The following is a 15,834-nucleotide window of genomic DNA, read 5'->3' on the forward strand; positions in this document are numbered from 1 at the left end:
AGTTTAAACAACCATTATTTGTTTCAATTTTGTTACAAAACATGCAAAAAAAGTCATTACAATCAAAAACCCTCTATAGGGAGGGTTTTTGAATTGAAAATAACATGAATGCTTATTTAGCCGATTCCGGTTTTGGAAGTAATGCTTTACGCGATAACTTAAGTTTACCTTGTTTATCAATATCAAGCAATTTAACACGCACTTCGTCGCCCACCTGGAATATTCCGTCCATAGTTTCAAAACGTTTGTGGTCAATTTCTGATATGTGCAGCAAACCATCTTTACCCGGCATAATTTCAACAAATGCACCGAAAGGCATAATTGATTTTACTTTACCTTCGTATATTTCACCTACTTCAGGTTTTGAAGCGATGTTTTTGATACGGGTTACCGCTTTATCAATAGACTCTTTGTTGTCGGCAAATATTTGAACTACACCCTGGTTGCCAACTTCCTCGATAGAGATAGTAGCACCGGTTTCGCGTTGCATTTCCTGGATAATTTTACCACCGGGACCGATAACCGCGCCAATGTATTCTTTATCTATACGGATAGTGATGATACGCGGAGCGTGTGGTTTGTAGTCTTCACGTGGTGCTTCAATGGTTTTCGCCATTTCGCCCAAAATGTGCAAACGGCCTTCTTTTGCCTGGTCTAAAGCTTTTGTTAAAACTTCATAAGAAAGACCATTGATCTTCAAGTCCATTTGGCAGGCAACAATACCGTTAGCGGTACCTGTTACTTTAAAGTCCATATCACCCAGGTGATCTTCATCACCCAAAATATCAGAAAGGATAGCGTATTTAGTACCCATTTCGTTGGTGATCAATCCCATCGCGATACCTGATACCGGCGATTTGATCTTAATACCAGCATCCATCAACGCCAATGTACCGGCACAAACCGTAGCCATTGATGATGAACCGTTTGATTCAAGGATATCAGATACTACACGGATAGTGTAAGGATTTTCATCTTCAGCAGGTAATACTTGCTTTAATGAACGCATTGCTAAGTTACCATGGCCAATTTCACGACGACCTGCTCCCCTGTTAGGGCGAACCTCACCGGTTGAGAAACCAGGGAAATTGTAGTGCAATAAGAATTTTTGGTAACCGTTGATGAACGCGCCATCAATCATTTGCTCATCATCTTTAGCACCTAAAGTAACGGTGGTTAATGATTGGGTTTCGCCACGTGTAAATACTGCCGAACCATGTGCTGATGGCAAGTAACCAACTTCACTCCATATCGGGCGGATCTGTGTAGTGGTACGACCGTCAAGGCGTTTGCCTTCGTCTAATACCAGGTTACGGATCGCGTCGTACTCCACATCGTGGTAGTATTTTTTAGCAAGGCCTTTGGTGATATCATCAATTTCGCCTAAAGTAGCGATGTAAGTATCACGAACTTCTTTAAACTTAGCAGAACGTTCATCTTTTGCAGATGCCGAAGAAGCAATAGCGTAAACCTGCTCATAAGTAGCAGCGTAAATAGCTTTCTTTAAATCTTCGTTGCTATGCTCGTGACTGTAAGTACGTTTTTCGGTTTTACCTAACTCGATAGCTAATTCTCTTTGCGCGAACACTTGCAGCTTAATAGCTTCGTGAGCAAATTTAATTGCTTCAACCAGTTCGGCTTCCTGTATTTCTTTCGCTTCACCTTCAACCATGTTGATGTCAAACTCAGAACCGGCAACAATAAACTCTAACGAAGCGTTAGCTAACTGGCTTAAAGTTGGGTTAATTACTAACTGACCATCAATTTTGGCAACACGCACTTCAGATATCGGGCCGTTGAAAGGAATATCTGAAACAGCTAACGCAGCTGAAGCGGCCAAACCTGCAAGACAGTCAGGCATAATATCTTTATCGGCAGATATTAAAGAGATCATCACCTGCGTGTCGGCATGATAATCTTCGGGGAATAACGGACGTAAAGCGCGGTCAACCAAACGAGAGATCAAAACCTCATAGTCTGATAAACGTGCCTCGCGGCGTAAAAAGCCACCCGGTATACGACCGGTAGCAGCGTATTTTTCCTGATAGTCAACAGAAAGCGGCAGGAAATCTACCCCTTCTTTTGCTTCAGGCGACGATACTACAGTAGCTAACAACATGGTATCACCCTGTTTAATTACTACCGAGCCATCGGCTTGTTTGGCCAGTTTTCCGGTTTCGATCTCAATGGTGCGGCCGTCACCTAAATCAATAACCTTTTTAATTACGTTGTAACTCATTTTGTTTTTGTTGTGATGCGCTTTTCATCTTTAGAACGCACCGATTTATATTGTGTATAAAAACTTGTTTACAAAAGTAAAAAAGCCATCCGCCTTTGGCGAACGGCTTTCTATTAAAACCCTTTAATAATTACTTGATGATATCCCTTAGCTGTAAAGCTTTGATGATAGCACGGTATCTTGTAATATCTTTTTTAAACAGGTAAGCCAACAGTGCGCGGCGTTTACCTACTAATTTTTGCAGTGATAACTGGGTTGAAAAATCATGCTTGTTTTTTTTCAGGTGACCGGTTAGGTGTGCAATACGTGTTGTGAACAATGCAACCTGTCCTTCAGCTGAACCGGTATCGGTAGCACCTTTACCGTGCTTTGCGAAAATTTCTTCTTTCGCTTCTTTACTTAAATACATTACTTGAATAATACTAAAGCGTTAACTATTTTTGTTAATTGTGGCGCAAAGATAATGATTAAAACCATCATATCAAATAATTATCAGCGCCGCCACACTTTTAAATCTGCTTTGCAAATAGCCCCTTTTATTGCAGTTTAGGCAACGCGGTCCACCAGGTGCTCAACTTGGTTTTTAACTTTCCGGCTACTTCGGGTTGGTTTGATATAACGTTATTAGTCTCGTTCTTATCGGCAACAATATCATATAGTTCGGCGCTGCTGCCATCGTGGTTCATTAACAGCTTCCACCGGCCGGCTCTTATGCCCAATGCCGGGCTTCTGTCTTTACCATTAGGATACCTGAAAGCAACTTCATTACGACCATACTCCCAATACATATCCTTTGCCCGCGATGACGGTTTACCAAGAAACACTCCGCTCCTGTCCTCGCCGTCGCCTTTGTATTGGGCAGGCAATTTCACACCCGCCATTTTTGTAAGTGAAGGTAGCAGATCGGTGGAACTAACGACCGATCGCTCATCGGCAACTCCGGGCTTAATATGCCCCGGCCAGTATATTATAAAGGGCATACGTGTACCGCCTTCATACAACGAAAGTTTTGAGCCACGCAAGCCACCGGCCCTGCTCCCCTTAAAACTCGGCAGCGGCCCGTTATCACTGGTAAAAATAATGATGGTATTTTTATCGGCCCCTATTTCTTTCAAGCCATCTATAAGCCTGCCTATTTGCACATCATATTCTTTTAATACGAGCTTAAAGGCCGCTTCCTCTTCAGGGTTCATCGGGTATTTGCCGGTGTATTCGGTTTCCTTACGCGGTACCCAGGGGGTATGCACATCATCGGGCCAAAGGTTTACAAAGCAGGGTTGCCCCTTATGTTTTTGAATAAAGGCCAATGTTTTATCAACAAAGTATTTGCTGCGATCCCAGCGTTTAATACTGTCCTTATCGCTCCATATCCAGTTGGTGGCCGTTATCAGCGGGTCAGGATCCGGACTTTCGTAAGTACTTGCATGTTCGTCGAAACCATATTGCTCAAAGCCCGGCGCATCGCGCACATCGCGCCCGCCGCCTAAATGCCATTTACCGAAATGCCCGGTTACATAGCCCGCATCTTTAAAGATCCGTGCCATAGTGGGCGCCTTCGGATCGAGGTAATCGGCCTGCTGGGCATTTTTATTATGCTTTTTATTGTCGAGATAGGTAGAAAAATTCCAGCGGCCCGGGTACATACCGGTTATCATAGCCGCCCGAGATGGCGAACAGATAGGCGCGGCGCTGTAATAGCTGGTAAGCATCATGCCGCTTTGGGCCAACCGGTTTATATTGGGTGTAGGCACAAATTTGCCGCCGAAACAACCTATATCGCTAAAACCCATATCATCGGTTAAAATAATAATGATATTGGGCTTGGTACTTATTGTTGACGTAACAGGCTTGTTGCCAGATAGTAAAACAAATGCAAGGCAACCTATTATTATAAAGGCTACAGCGGAAACCAGCCCGGCAAAACGTGTTTTATTGATCATAGGGTGACTATAATTGATGCAAGGATAAAGTTAGGGATTGATAACCGCCCCGCAAACCGTTTCGCGGCAAGGCTGTAAAACAATTCCGTTACAATTACGCAGGCAGCCACCTTAACACTTACAGCAGATACTCGCCTGCCTTGCCATATTTTTCGAGCTGACGTATACCGGTGCTTGAAATATGCTCAAATTCCATGTCGCAAAATATAGCGGTTACGCTTATTTTATTGTCGCTCAATTCCTGCAAATAGCGGTATTGGTTGAGTTCGTATTGAAGATCGGAACCATTGCGCAAACCACGGATCACGGTAACATCGTAATCCAGCGTATCAATAAAATCAGTGAGCAAACCTTCGTACGATGCCATTTGACGATATTTTAAAGCCTCGGGCAGATCACGCGTAACAGCATCCTTACCCGGATTAACACCACGTGCTATGATCACCTTATCAAATATGCGCTCGGCCTTTTGCAATATATTATAATGCCCTTTATGAAAAGGATTAAAACTCCCCGGATACACGGCTACCGACGGGCGGAAAGCTTTTACATAATCTATCAGGGTATCTAAAGCCGGATTGTTAACCTGTAAGCGTAACTCTTCCAGCACCTCTACCCTCTTTTGCCTGTAAATACTATAGTCAACAAACTGAAACTCTTTAAATATCTGTCGCTCGTAAACCATCAGTTTGCTGAATGGCTGTCTTAATATATTCAGATCGGCTTCGCTGAAAATACGCGACAATTCGCTTTTGGGCTGATGCGTTTTAGTATCGATAATAATTTCGGTAACGGTATCTTTAAGCACCTGATCGCCATGAAAAACTTCGTTGAAGTATTTGGCCGAATCTTCCTCATTTGTTGCCGAACGCGGGTCGTAAATAATATCGTGAAATACTGTAGCCAGCAGCAAGGCATCGTTATCGCCAAGGTTATTGTTCTGCAGTTGCTGGTAAATATCATCCAGATGCTCCAATGTATGATAAAAACGGTGCGGTTCGCGGTAGTAATCAAACAACCCGGCAGATAAGCCTAATTCCTGTAATCGTTCTGTTTTATCAGTAATTATCATAGATGCTTAATTTACGTTGTAATTTTACAAACAAAATTGATACTAAACAGTACGTAGCATAGTAAATATATAAAATGACACAACCCGCCTATAAAACTTTTGAAACCGAGCTCCGTGTTCGTCCGGATGATATAGATATGTTTCAGCACGTGCATAACAGCAAGTATTTCGACTATGTGCTTGCCGCCCGCTACGACCAGATGGACAAGGGTTACGGCATGCCCATGGAAACCTTTATGGCGCAAGGCTATGGTTGGGTAGTGCGCACCGCCCATGTTGATTATAAACGCGCCCTAACCATGGGCGATTACTTTATAGTAAAAACCGGCATCGATACCATTAACGAAAAGTTTTGCCGCGTAAACTTCACCATCACCATAAAAGCAACGGGCAAAGTAAGCTGCGATGGCTGGTTTGATTTTGTAATGGTAGATATTAAAAGTGGCAAAGGCGTTGAAATACCCGCCGATGTGGTTACCCACTACCAAATGTAAACGCATAAAAAAGGCTTACGAAGCAAACCCCGTAAGCCTTAATTTTATGCATTCACCCCTGACTACTGACTACTGACTACTCCCAATCGGCCACTCACTCACTCACTCACTCACTCACTCACTCACTCACTCACTCACTCACTAAATGACGCATTACATCGCGCCTTCAATCAGCATACCGTAAAACTCTCCCAGGTTCATGCCTATGGCACGCACCTGCTGCGGGATCAAACTATTGGCCGATTGACCCGGCGTGGTATTCACCTCTATAAAGTAGAAATCTTCAGTACCTTCCAGCAAAATAAAATCAATACGTACCATCCCTTTGCAATTCAGGCGAACAAATACTTCGGTAACTATAGCGGCAATAGCCTCATTCTTTTCGGCAGAAATGTCGGCCGGGGTAACCTCGTTGGTAACTCCGGGCGTGTATTTAGCTTCGTAATCAAAAAAATCTTTCGAGCTGATGATCTCGGTAGCAGGCAACACGGTGATCTTCCCTTTTAATCGCGCTATACCTATACTAAACTCACGGCCTTTAATAAATTCCTCAACCAGTATCTGATCATCTTCATGAAAAGCTTTTTCTAAGGCTTCGGGCAAGCCGGCCGCATTATAAACTTTACTCATACCTACACTGCTGCCACCATTATTAGGCTTTACAAACAACGGGAACTTAAGCGTTGCGGCAATGGTAGCTACATCGTGCGCGTCGTTTTTAAACAATTTTATTGAGCGCGCGGTATGCAAGCCATGTATCCCATTTACAATAGCCTTGGTGTAGGCCTTGTTCATGGAGATGGCAGACGTTGTAGCATCGCAGGTATTATAAGGTATATTGAGCATATCAAAGTAGCCTTGCAGCTTACCATCTTCGCCGGGAGTACCGTGTATGGTGATAAAAGCGAAGTCGAATTTTATCTTTTCGCCGTTAAGCGTAAGGCTAAAATCGTTCTTATCAATATCTACCGGGCCTGTGGCGGTTTCGTATAACCAGCGGTTTTTATCTACCAAAATGGTATAAACCTTATATTTAGTGGCATCTAAACTATCAGCTATGTTTTTAGCGCTGTTTATAGATACCTCATACTCACCGGTGTATCCGCCTGCAAGCAGTGCAATGTTCTTAGTTGTCATATCGGCTCAAATATATTTTTTTGATCTATTAATAGCTAATAAATGGTTTTGTAAGTTTATATAATTGTGCAGAAACCCTGCATAGTGGAAATTTCAATTTCGGAATTTGGAATAATCAACCTATGTTTGATAGCTGATTGCTTTACCCCTGTATAAATAAAGATGAGTAAATTTTGGGCTTACTTAAAATCGAGTTCATTTCGTAATACTATCCTGCTGGCCATTGCTTCGGTACTGGCTGTCACTCTTATAGCGTTTTTTAGCTTAAGTTATTACACACGCCATGGTTCGGGCATACCTGTACCTAAACTGAAAGGTTTAAAAATAGACCAGGCGATAAACATACTCGAATCGCAGGGTTTTGGTTATAAAATTGATTCGGTTTACATTGCCGATCAACCTCCCGGAACGGTAATAGAGCAAGACCCGGATGCCGAAACCAACGTAAAAGAGAACCGGATCATATACCTTACCGTAGTAACTACACAGGCACCGACCGTGAGTCTGCCCGATTTGGAGCAGAGCAATTTCCGCGAAGCGGTGGCTACCCTTGGCAACTACGGACTTAAACTGGGCGATACCAGCTACCGATCTGACATAGCGCTCGACCATGTACTTGAAGTACGTATGGGCGGCCGTACCATTACAGCCGGCACCAAAATACCTAAAGGCTCATTAATTGACCTAGTACTGGGCGATGGCGCGGGCGCAAGCGAAGTTGATATCCCCGACTTGGTTAACCAGGACCTTGACGCGGCACGATTCGCTATCAAAGGCGCGGGGCTTTCATTAGGTACGGTTACCTACCAGGGCACTATAACCGACTCATCAAACGTTGTAGTAGTTGCACAACAACCCATGAAGACAGACTCAACCAGCAAAACCAGCATTGGTACACGTATAAACGTTACGGTATCGCAAGGCGCTGCTGTACCTGCTACGCCCGATGAATCAAATTAATGCTACCGAACTGATAAGCCGTCTTCAAAAAGGCGAAAGCTTAACTATAATTGATGTTCGCGAGAAAATTGAGTTTCACACCTACAATATCGGCGGTGTAAACATCCCCGTATCTGCCATTGGCGATGAGATTGATGAACTCGACCTCAACAAAAGCGACGAAATAATTGTTATCTGCAAAGCAGGCATCAGAAGCCGCACCGCGCAGGCGATATTGGAGCAGCAGGGCTATCAGCATGTACGCAACTTAACCGGCGGATTATTAGCTATTCAAAAATTACAATAATTACTTTACCATAAAATGGATCAGCAGCAAAAACCTACCTCAGGCAGATTCAAGAAATTTATTATTGCCCTGGTGGTGATATTTATTTTAGCGCTGGGCGCAACCGGCCTGTTCTACTACCTCAGATTTTTTGGCCCCAACGTAACCGACAAGCAACAATACCTTTATATACGCACCGGCGCCACTTATGAGGATGTGTACCAAACCATACGCGAACAGGGCATTGTTAAAGATACCACCACATTTAACTGGTCGGCAATAAATATGAAATACATTGGCCGTGTAAAACCGGGCAAGTACCGCCTGCAAAGCGGCATGAGCAACCGCAGGCTGATCAATATGCTGGCATCGGGCTCGCAGGAGCCGGTTGACCTTACTTTTAAAAATCTTCGCTTAAAAGAGCAGTTCGCGGGCTTTGTATCGAAAAAGATAGAACCGGATTCATTAAAGATCATCAGTCTGCTTGATTCAACACAGTTTGTAGCACAGTATGGCTTTACGCCGGAGAATGTTTATACCATGTTCCTGCCGGATTCGTACCAACTGTACTGGAATACATCTGCCGAAAAATTCTTCGACAAGATGCGCCAGCATTACGATAAGTTTTGGACAGCCGAGCGCAAAGCCAAAGCAGCTACTATTAACCTTAGCCCGATACAGGTATCTATATTGGCCTCAATTGTAGATGCCGAAGCTTTGCACGACGATGAGATGCCTGCCATAGCCGGGTTATACCTTAACCGTTTAAGAATAGGCCGTAAATTACAGGCCGACCCTACCGTAATTTTTGCCGTTGGCGATTTTACTATTAAGCGGGTACTTAACCGCTACCTGGTTACAAACTCGCCATACAATACTTATTTATATACAGGCCTGCCTCCCGGCCCTATCATGATGCCTTCGGTTAATGCGGTAAAAGCAGTACTTGATTACCAGAAAAGCGATTATATTTATATGTGTGCCAAAGAGGATTTTTCCGGCTATCATAATTTCGCGGTTACCGAAGCCGAGCATTTAGTGAACGCGCGCAAATTTCAGCAGGCCCTTAACGAAAGAAACATCAAAAGATAATGTTTGAAAACTCAACCAAAATACGCGTACGTTACGGAGAAACCGACCAGATGGGTTATGTTTATTACGGTAATTACGCTGAGTTTTTTGAAGTAGGCCGGGTTGATATGCTGCGCAGCATAGGCATGACCTATCGCGCCATGGAAGAGTCGGGCATTATGATGCCTGTGCTGGAAATGAAGTGCAAATACCTGAAACCAGCCCTCTACGATGAAGAAATTACCATTAAAGTAATTATGGAAAAAATGCCGGGAGTGAAAATCCACTTCAGGTATGAATTGTATAATGAGCAGCAGGAACTTATACATATTGGCGAAACCTTGCTGGCCTTTATCAACATGAAAACTAACCGCCCCTGCCTTGCCCCAAACGAATTTATAGAAAAGATGAAGCCATTTTTTGAGTAGCTTTGGCTTAAATGAAATGGCTGCACCGCTTCTTATCAAAATTTAAATTCTACCAGTATTTTATCGACTGGACGAAGACCGTGATCATACCGGGCTTTCGTCCGCTGCCGCTGTACACCGTAGTAGTGTTCTTTATATTGGAGTTGCAAGAACGTTCGTTAGGCAACCGTGCATCGTCATTAGCTTATAGTTTTATGCTGGCCGTATTCCCGGCTATCATCTTTTTGTTTACGCTTATAGCCTATATACCGGTAGATGGTTTTCAGAAGCAGTTCCTGTCGCTGGTGATGTTAATATTGCCTCACGATGCTTACATGGCCTTTCGGCATACCATAGATGACATAGTAAAGAACCAAAACGGCAAATTACTGTCTTTGGGTTTTATATCTGCACTTTATTTTGCCACCAACGGTATTAGTAACCTGATGCGGGCTTTCAACAAATCGTCGCTTATATTAGAAACCCGTACCTGGCTTAAACGTCGATGGATAGCCTTGTTATTAACCGTAGTTATCAGTTTTGCCATGTTGCTTGCCATTGTGATTATGATGGCCGGGCAAACAGTAATCAGTTTTTTACAAGATCATATTTACAGTAAGAGTCATTTTTGGGTATACGTTATTGCGTTATCACGGTGGATCATCGTGGTGGTTATCTTCTTCGTCGCGCTATCCATACTGTACCGTTACGGGCCCGCCCATAAACAAAAGTGGAAATTCATCAACCCGGGCTCGGTACTGGCTACCTTTTTGGCGGTGCTTACCTCTATCGGGTTTACGTATTATATCAACAACTTTTCATCTTATAACAAAGTTTACGGCTCAATAGGCACCCTCATTGTGGTGATGTTATGGATGTATATTAACTCGCTTGTTATCCTCATCGGTTTCGAATTAAATGCCAGTGTTGACCTTTCCAAGCGGAATATTAAGATAGAAAAACCACGCTTCAACAGCTTCAGGAACCAAACAGCAGGCAAAAGCATAAATTAAACATCTGTTAATCAGAATTTTAAATACGAAAACAATTATTTAAAAAAAAGTTAACATCAAATTTGCCAATTCGCCCCGGATTTGTACTTTTGTCCCCGGAGAGTTGGCAGAGTGGTCGATTGCGGCAGTCTTGAAAACTGTTGACTGTAACAGGTCCTGGGGTTCGAATCCCTAACTCTCCGCTGATTACATTAACAAATTTCTAAAAAGCCCCTTAATTTTACAATTAAGGGGCTTTTTCTTTTACATACCTACCAAAACTCGCAAATAATCGCAAAATTCTATTGCGTCATTCGTAGCGTCTTTTCAAAATCGGACAAAAAAACAAAAAGACGCTACGAATTGCTTGTAACTATTTGAATTACAGAATGTTCGCGGCACGCGCATCTTGTAGAAAGAATGGTTGAAACGTAATTTTGTTTAACTTTTATTCATGTTTTATGTTAGAAAAAACGTTTGGGCTATTGTTCTTTTTAAAGCAACCCCAAAAAAAAGAAGAAGATAACAGGTTCATCTACGTGAAAATCACCGTCGATGGCAAGGCGGTCGAACTATCTACAAAGCGCAGGTGTGAACAATCGCGGTGGAACGCCCATGCGGGCCGTGCGAATAGGACAAAAGAAGCCTCAAAAGAATTAAACCAGTTTCTTAATTGCTTTGAACAGCAGGTATTCCATGTAAAACGCACGCTGAACTATTCTGACAGCGCCATATCAGCACAGGTTATTAAAGATATATTGACCGGCAACATTGAAAAACCGAAAAAGATCCTGGAGATTTTCCAGCAGCATAATGATCAGATGAAGGCACTGGAAGGTATTGATTTTGCTGCCGGTACCATTGACCGTTATCATGTATCGCTGGAACATACCCGCGCTTTCATCAAATGGATGTATAAAGCAGATGATAAACCGATCAAGGTCAATAACGGTGCATAATTCGAACCATTTTGTGGATGAATTGATGTAGATTGGGAGTTTTCCGAAGCTATTCTTCCTTATTGCGCCACTGTTGTGGGGGCATGCCATACTCTAATTTAAATACCCTAGCAAAATAACCGGGGTCATTAAAGCCACAATCCACAGCAATAGCAGCAATACTATTAGCAGGGTCTAATAATAATTCTTTTGCTTTATGAAGGCGAATAATACGAATGAATTTATTTGGCGAATAACCAGTAAGTGCATCTAATTTACGATGCAGTTGAGAATGACTCATAAACACCAAGTTACATAATTGCTCTATCGTAAAATTAGGGTTTGTTATATTTTTTTCTATTGCCTCCCTAACTTTAATCACGAATTCATTCTCTATCTTTTTAACGTCTATAATTTCATTAGAAATAACTATTTCTTTAGATAAATGACCATTTAGGCCCGCTTTTTTTAGGTAATAGCGTTGCAAACTTTGGCGAAGCTCTAATATTTTTTTAATCCGTATCAATAATTCTTCTTGATGAAATGGTTTCTCGAGATAAGCATCCACACCTTGCTGTAATCCTTCTATTTTACTTTCAATGTTAGCTTTTGCCGTGAGCATGATGATTGGAATGTGACTGGTATACTCATCTTTACGTAACTGGCCAACAAGTTCAAAGCCGTCCACAAAAGGCATCATCACATCGGTAATAATTAAATCGGGGATCAACTCTTTTGCAATTTCCAAACCCTCCCTTCCATCTTGCCCCACCGCTAAACGGTAATCAACTAAGCAAGACGCCGTATAAGCAACTACATCTGCATTATCTTCTACAAGCAAAATCAATGGCTTGTCCTTTTTTTGTGTTTCATCAGCAGGTAGCATAACAACAGGAACATAAGACTGTACTTGTTGTGCAATGATGACTGGAAAAGGTAAAGTAGGCTCCAAAGTTTTTTCCAAAGGGATACTTATGGTAAACTCACTTCCTTTATGTGCGCCCACTGGCGGACTTTTAACCGTAATTTCTCCCTCCATCAATTTCACTAGTTCCTTGGTTAGGGAAAGGCCGATGCCAGTACCTTCAGCATTACGCGTAAGGCTATTGTCTAATTGGTAAAACCGGTCAAACACATTGTGAATCTGAGTTTCTGGTATCCCGATACCAGTATCTTTTACCTTAATTACCAACATTACCTGCTGTTCATTTTGGGAGATGCTATTTTGATTTACGATAATATAAATATTCCCTTTTTCGGGCGTAAATTTTAATGCGTTCGATAAGAGGTTTGTGATCATCTGGCGGATCTTTTCTGCATCATAGGCCACGCTTAAGGCATCAATCTCTGTTAAAAAATGTAATTGTTTATGCTGACTTTCCGCCAAAGAATGAAACGATTCAACAATATAACGCAAGAAATTGATAATGTCGCCACTGGTTAATTGCAGCTGCATCTTTCCAGTTTCTAATTTAGACAAATCGAGCATTTCGTTTACCAAATTCAATAGATTTTGACCGTTGCGCACAATCATTTCCATTCCATTTTTTAAATGCTCTTCTGGCTTGCTGATTATTTGATTTGCCATACCCAGTATCACCGTTAGTGGTGTACGGAATTCGTGGGTGATATTGGTATAGAGCTGTGTTTTCATGGTATCCAATTCTTTAATGCGCTTGGCCTCTACCTGTTCAAATGCCAATTGCGATTTTAATTTTGCCCTGTTTACTTTAAAGTTTAAATACCTCTTAATTCCTAAAATAAGTAATAAAAAATAAACGGAATATGCCCACCAGCTTAACCACCAAGGAGGCAATACCTGTATTTTTAATTCGGCGATATGGCTACTCCATACCCCTTGGCTATTACTGCCTTGAACCTTAAAAGTGTAATGACCGGCAGGTAGGTGCAAATAAGTTGCGCTACGCCGTGTACCACTTTCTACCCATTCTTTATCGATACCCATCATTTGGTAGCGGTATTTGTTCCGCTGCGGTGCTATAAAATCAAGTGCAGAGAACTCTAGCGTAATAATATCTTGTAAATAACTCAAGGTAATCGCCTTTGTATTTTCAATGGTTTCTTTCAAAACCTCTGTTTGATCGCCAGGTGTGAGTATTTTATTTCCAATCTGGATACCCGTAATAAATACATTGGGCATAAAGGTGGCCGCAAGAACTTTTTAGGATTAAAAATATTAATCCCATTTACCCCACCAAATACAAGATCACCGTTAGATAATTTTGCTAATGCATTGGTATTAAATTCATCTGCCTGTAAGCCATCGCTGGTACTAAACACTCTAAAAACAGCTTGTTCATTTTTTTTTGCGGCTAGCATACAGAATAATCCATTGTTGGTACTACCCCAAATATTACCCGCTTTATCGGCCATTATGCCATATACTACATCATTGGGTAATCCCTGTTTGTTGGTATAATAAATAAAGTTTCCGGTCGATTTCTGCATCCGGTTTAAGCCCCCACCTTTAGTGCTTATCCATAAATAATCGGGATGAATAGGATCATCCATAAACCAAGAAACATAATTATAGCTAAGCGACTTACTGTTTCCAGGGATATTCTTATACCATTTTACCTGTGGTGGTGCTGCTCCTTCTTCAAATTTTAATCTCGCAAAACCATGTTCGGTACCCAACCAGAATATCCCCTGTCTGTCTTCATAAAAAGCATTAGTTTGGACAAGAGCTGATGTGCCGGTATATTGCCTAATGTTGATATCAAACTTTGATAAATTACCACTTATTGGATCAATCTTTGCTATTGTACCATTAGCGCCGCAAAGCCAGATACCACCCTTACTATCTTCCATTATCGGCTGCAATTGTTCGGTTTCTGTTGGATCTACCGGTTTGTGGTAGGTAGCCATTAATTTCAAGCCTGCACTATATCGGAACAATTGACCATAGCCATTCCAGTATAACCAGTAGTCGCCATTTTTTGCCTGCAATACTTCGGTATACTCGCTCACCAAAGATTTAACCGGGCTAAGCTGTTCTTCTCCTGCCGCATTGAGTAATTTAACTCCCCTCCATCCCTGTACATAGATCCTGTCATTAGGCCAAACCGTTAGCCGCCGTATGCTTATATTGGGCAGTATCGGGCTGAAACGATCATTTCGGATACGGTATTTATAAATGCCATGCCCCATTGTGCCAACCCATAGCACACCCGAACGGTCGAGCAACAGGCACTTGATGTTTTGATCTTTAACAGCCGTTCCAAAATCGCGGGCATATATGCCATTCATGCTTTGGCCGGCTTTTATTCCATTAAAATCATAAAAATTGCAGCCCCATGCGCCTGGCTTAATGGGAAAATGGTTGCCTATCATCAATGTACCATTGCCTCCATTAACGATGCTATTGGGCTGTAATCGCCCTGTGGCATCAATTAATTCTTCACTGATAGCTGGTATCTTATGTATATTTAAACCCCGACTAAATTTTGCTGAGAAAAATTTACCTGTTTTCTCAATAAGGCTCGTAAAATGTTTTCCATCGTATAAAAGCTCAAAACCGAGTGTAGTAGGGTTGAAGATATAAATGCTAAAATCTGTAAAACTCACCCAAATAAGTCCTTTGTTGTCTTTCCCTATGGTGAAAACGGTGCGATTTTCCGGTGTCTGTAATAAAGTTATGCTTGGTTTATCATTAACAGGCAATGAAACTATGCTCAGGCTGCCTCCCTGCGGGTACAACAATATCCTGCCATCAGGTAGTTCGGTCATGGCAGCTTCGATACGGTTACTGGATAGCCCGGCAGGATCGCCTGGTTTTTGCATGATCCGCAAAAAGTGGCCTGTGTTTTTATGGTACACACTTACGCCACCGTCGTAAGTACCTATCCATAGCCTGCCTTTACTATCTTCCAGCAAATTGCTGATGGCATTGCTGCTGATGGAGTTGGGATCCTGTAAATCGGTGGTAAAAGTTTTAAAGGTATAGCCGTCGTACCTGTTGAGACCACCTTTGGTAGCTATCCAGATAAAACCTTCCCGGTCTTGCAACATATCGTTAATGAGCCCTTGAGAAAGACCTTGCGCAGTAGATATGGCCTCAAAACTAGCATTTGTTTGTGCAACAATAGGACTGCTGAGTACAAAAACTAACAGGAACAAAAAGGCAGAAAGACGTTGAGGCGTAGACATTTACTGATAAAGATAATTTCCTTAGTCTAGAAATACCTACTATTTTATCATTTTAATTAAGAATGCTGAATTTGTCCTGATGATGCACAATTTATCCTGTTAAAAGCCGAGATTTTACTATTAAACGCAGAGAAATTCCTCACAAAAAG

The 15,834-nt window shown here is 42.0% G+C and carries 14 protein-coding genes and 1 tRNA gene; 8 read left to right on the forward strand and 7 right to left on the reverse strand.

Annotated elements, in window-relative coordinates; translation table 11 throughout:
• Positions 1–112 precede the first annotated feature (112 nt).
• The 4 genes from ABD894_RS02075 to ABD894_RS02090 form a co-directional block, all read right to left on the reverse strand.
• Complete coding sequence (locus tag ABD894_RS02075) at positions 113–2,239, reverse strand: polyribonucleotide nucleotidyltransferase (RefSeq protein WP_345209318.1); 2,127 nt, start codon at positions 2,237–2,239, stop codon at positions 113–115.
• A gap of 130 nt (positions 2,240–2,369) precedes the next feature.
• Entirely contained in the window at positions 2,370–2,648 is a 279-nt protein-coding gene (rpsO, locus tag ABD894_RS02080) for a 30S ribosomal protein S15 (RefSeq protein ID WP_345209319.1), read from the reverse strand.
• Between the two features lie 127 nt (positions 2,649–2,775).
• Complete coding sequence (locus ABD894_RS02085) at positions 2,776–4,179, reverse strand: sulfatase-like hydrolase/transferase (protein ID WP_345209320.1); 1,404 nt, start codon at positions 4,177–4,179, stop codon at positions 2,776–2,778.
• Positions 4,180–4,297: 118 nt separating this feature from the next.
• Positions 4,298–5,251: an adenylyltransferase/cytidyltransferase family protein gene (locus ABD894_RS02090; RefSeq protein WP_345209321.1), complete on the reverse strand. Its 954-nt coding sequence runs from the start codon at positions 5,249–5,251 to the stop codon at positions 4,298–4,300.
• A 74-nt stretch (positions 5,252–5,325) separates the two neighbouring features.
• On the opposite strand from ABD894_RS02090, the gene ABD894_RS02095 reads away from it, so the two are divergent.
• A complete protein-coding gene (locus ABD894_RS02095; protein ID WP_345209322.1) occupies positions 5,326–5,745 on the forward strand; it encodes an acyl-CoA thioesterase in 420 nt (139 codons plus the stop codon).
• A 153-nt stretch (positions 5,746–5,898) separates the two neighbouring features.
• Here the strand turns inward: ABD894_RS02095 and ABD894_RS02100 are convergent, their stop codons facing one another.
• Positions 5,899–6,882: a D-alanine--D-alanine ligase gene (locus ABD894_RS02100; protein WP_345209323.1), complete on the reverse strand. Its 984-nt coding sequence runs from the start codon at positions 6,880–6,882 to the stop codon at positions 5,899–5,901.
• Positions 6,883–7,044: 162 nt separating this feature from the next.
• Between ABD894_RS02100 and ABD894_RS02105 the strand changes: the two genes are divergently transcribed.
• The 7 genes from ABD894_RS02105 to ABD894_RS02135 all read left to right on the forward strand — a co-directional run bounded on the left by ABD894_RS02105 (position 7,045) and on the right by ABD894_RS02135 (position 11,536).
• A complete protein-coding gene (locus ABD894_RS02105) occupies positions 7,045–7,842 on the forward strand; it encodes a PASTA domain-containing protein (RefSeq protein ID WP_345209324.1) in 798 nt (265 codons plus the stop codon).
• Positions 7,829–8,128 (forward strand): rhodanese-like domain-containing protein, encoded by a 300-nt coding sequence (locus ABD894_RS02110; protein WP_345209325.1) that lies wholly within the window; start codon positions 7,829–7,831, stop codon positions 8,126–8,128. Before ABD894_RS02105 ends, ABD894_RS02110 begins: the two co-directional genes overlap by 14 nt.
• A gap of 15 nt (positions 8,129–8,143) precedes the next feature.
• The gene (mltG, locus tag ABD894_RS02115; RefSeq protein ID WP_345209326.1) at positions 8,144–9,199 is read left to right on the forward strand and encodes an endolytic transglycosylase MltG; all 1,056 of its coding nucleotides are present in this window, start codon (positions 8,144–8,146) and stop codon (positions 9,197–9,199) included.
• Complete coding sequence (locus tag ABD894_RS02120; RefSeq protein WP_345209327.1) at positions 9,199–9,606, forward strand: acyl-CoA thioesterase; 408 nt, start codon at positions 9,199–9,201, stop codon at positions 9,604–9,606. The genes mltG and ABD894_RS02120 overlap by 1 nt, the downstream gene beginning before the upstream one ends.
• An 11-nt stretch (positions 9,607–9,617) precedes the next feature.
• The gene (locus ABD894_RS02125) at positions 9,618–10,598 is read left to right on the forward strand and encodes a YihY/virulence factor BrkB family protein (RefSeq protein WP_345209328.1); all 981 of its coding nucleotides are present in this window, start codon (positions 9,618–9,620) and stop codon (positions 10,596–10,598) included.
• Positions 10,599–10,695: 97 nt separating this feature from the next.
• A tRNA-Ser gene (locus tag ABD894_RS02130) sits at positions 10,696–10,780 on the forward strand.
• Positions 10,781–11,038: 258 nt separating this feature from the next.
• On the forward strand, positions 11,039–11,536 hold the full coding sequence (locus ABD894_RS02135) for an Arm DNA-binding domain-containing protein (RefSeq protein WP_345209329.1): 498 nt from the start codon (positions 11,039–11,041) through the stop codon (positions 11,534–11,536).
• A gap of 49 nt (positions 11,537–11,585) precedes the next feature.
• On the opposite strand, the gene ABD894_RS02140 is transcribed toward ABD894_RS02135, so the two are convergent.
• Together ABD894_RS02140 and ABD894_RS02145 are read right to left on the reverse strand one after the other, a co-directional pair.
• Positions 11,586–13,676 carry a hybrid sensor histidine kinase/response regulator transcription factor gene (locus ABD894_RS02140; RefSeq protein WP_345209330.1) on the reverse strand — a complete coding sequence of 697 codons (2,091 nt, stop codon included), beginning with the start codon at positions 13,674–13,676 and terminating at the stop codon, positions 11,586–11,588.
• Positions 13,601–15,685 (reverse strand): ligand-binding sensor domain-containing protein, encoded by a 2,085-nt coding sequence (locus ABD894_RS02145; RefSeq protein WP_345209331.1) that lies wholly within the window; start codon positions 15,683–15,685, stop codon positions 13,601–13,603. The genes ABD894_RS02140 and ABD894_RS02145 overlap by 76 nt, the downstream gene beginning before the upstream one ends.
• Positions 15,686–15,834: the final 149 nt, after the last annotated feature.

It is taken from the genome of Mucilaginibacter gynuensis (assembly GCF_039541195.1).
Lineage (GTDB): Bacteria > Bacteroidota > Bacteroidia > Sphingobacteriales > Sphingobacteriaceae > Mucilaginibacter > Mucilaginibacter gynuensis.

Excerpts from the sequence above, each read along its gene's own strand:
- ABD894_RS02075 (WP_345209318.1), bottom strand. The coding sequence starts at position 2,239 with ATGAGTTACAACGTAATTAAAAAGGTTATTGATTTAGGTGACGGCCGC.
- rpsO (WP_345209319.1), bottom strand. The coding sequence starts at position 2,648 with ATGTATTTAAGTAAAGAAGCGAAAGAAGAAATTTTCGCAAAGCACGGT.
- ABD894_RS02085 (WP_345209320.1), bottom strand. The coding sequence starts at position 4,179 with ATGATCAATAAAACACGTTTTGCCGGGCTGGTTTCCGCTGTAGCCTTT.
- ABD894_RS02090 (WP_345209321.1), bottom strand. The coding sequence starts at position 5,251 with ATGATAATTACTGATAAAACAGAACGATTACAGGAATTAGGCTTATCT.
- ABD894_RS02095 (WP_345209322.1), top strand. The coding sequence starts at position 5,326 with ATGACACAACCCGCCTATAAAACTTTTGAAACCGAGCTCCGTGTTCGT.
- ABD894_RS02100 (WP_345209323.1), bottom strand. The coding sequence starts at position 6,882 with ATGACAACTAAGAACATTGCACTGCTTGCAGGCGGATACACCGGTGAG.
- ABD894_RS02105 (WP_345209324.1), top strand. The coding sequence starts at position 7,045 with ATGAGTAAATTTTGGGCTTACTTAAAATCGAGTTCATTTCGTAATACT.
- ABD894_RS02110 (WP_345209325.1), top strand. The coding sequence starts at position 7,829 with ATGAATCAAATTAATGCTACCGAACTGATAAGCCGTCTTCAAAAAGGC.
- mltG (WP_345209326.1), top strand. The coding sequence starts at position 8,144 with ATGGATCAGCAGCAAAAACCTACCTCAGGCAGATTCAAGAAATTTATT.
- ABD894_RS02120 (WP_345209327.1), top strand. The coding sequence starts at position 9,199 with ATGTTTGAAAACTCAACCAAAATACGCGTACGTTACGGAGAAACCGAC.
- ABD894_RS02125 (WP_345209328.1), top strand. The coding sequence starts at position 9,618 with ATGAAATGGCTGCACCGCTTCTTATCAAAATTTAAATTCTACCAGTAT.
- ABD894_RS02135 (WP_345209329.1), top strand. The coding sequence starts at position 11,039 with ATGTTAGAAAAAACGTTTGGGCTATTGTTCTTTTTAAAGCAACCCCAA.
- ABD894_RS02140 (WP_345209330.1), bottom strand. The coding sequence starts at position 13,676 with ATGCCCAATGTATTTATTACGGGTATCCAGATTGGAAATAAAATACTC.
- ABD894_RS02145 (WP_345209331.1), bottom strand. The coding sequence starts at position 15,685 with ATGTCTACGCCTCAACGTCTTTCTGCCTTTTTGTTCCTGTTAGTTTTT.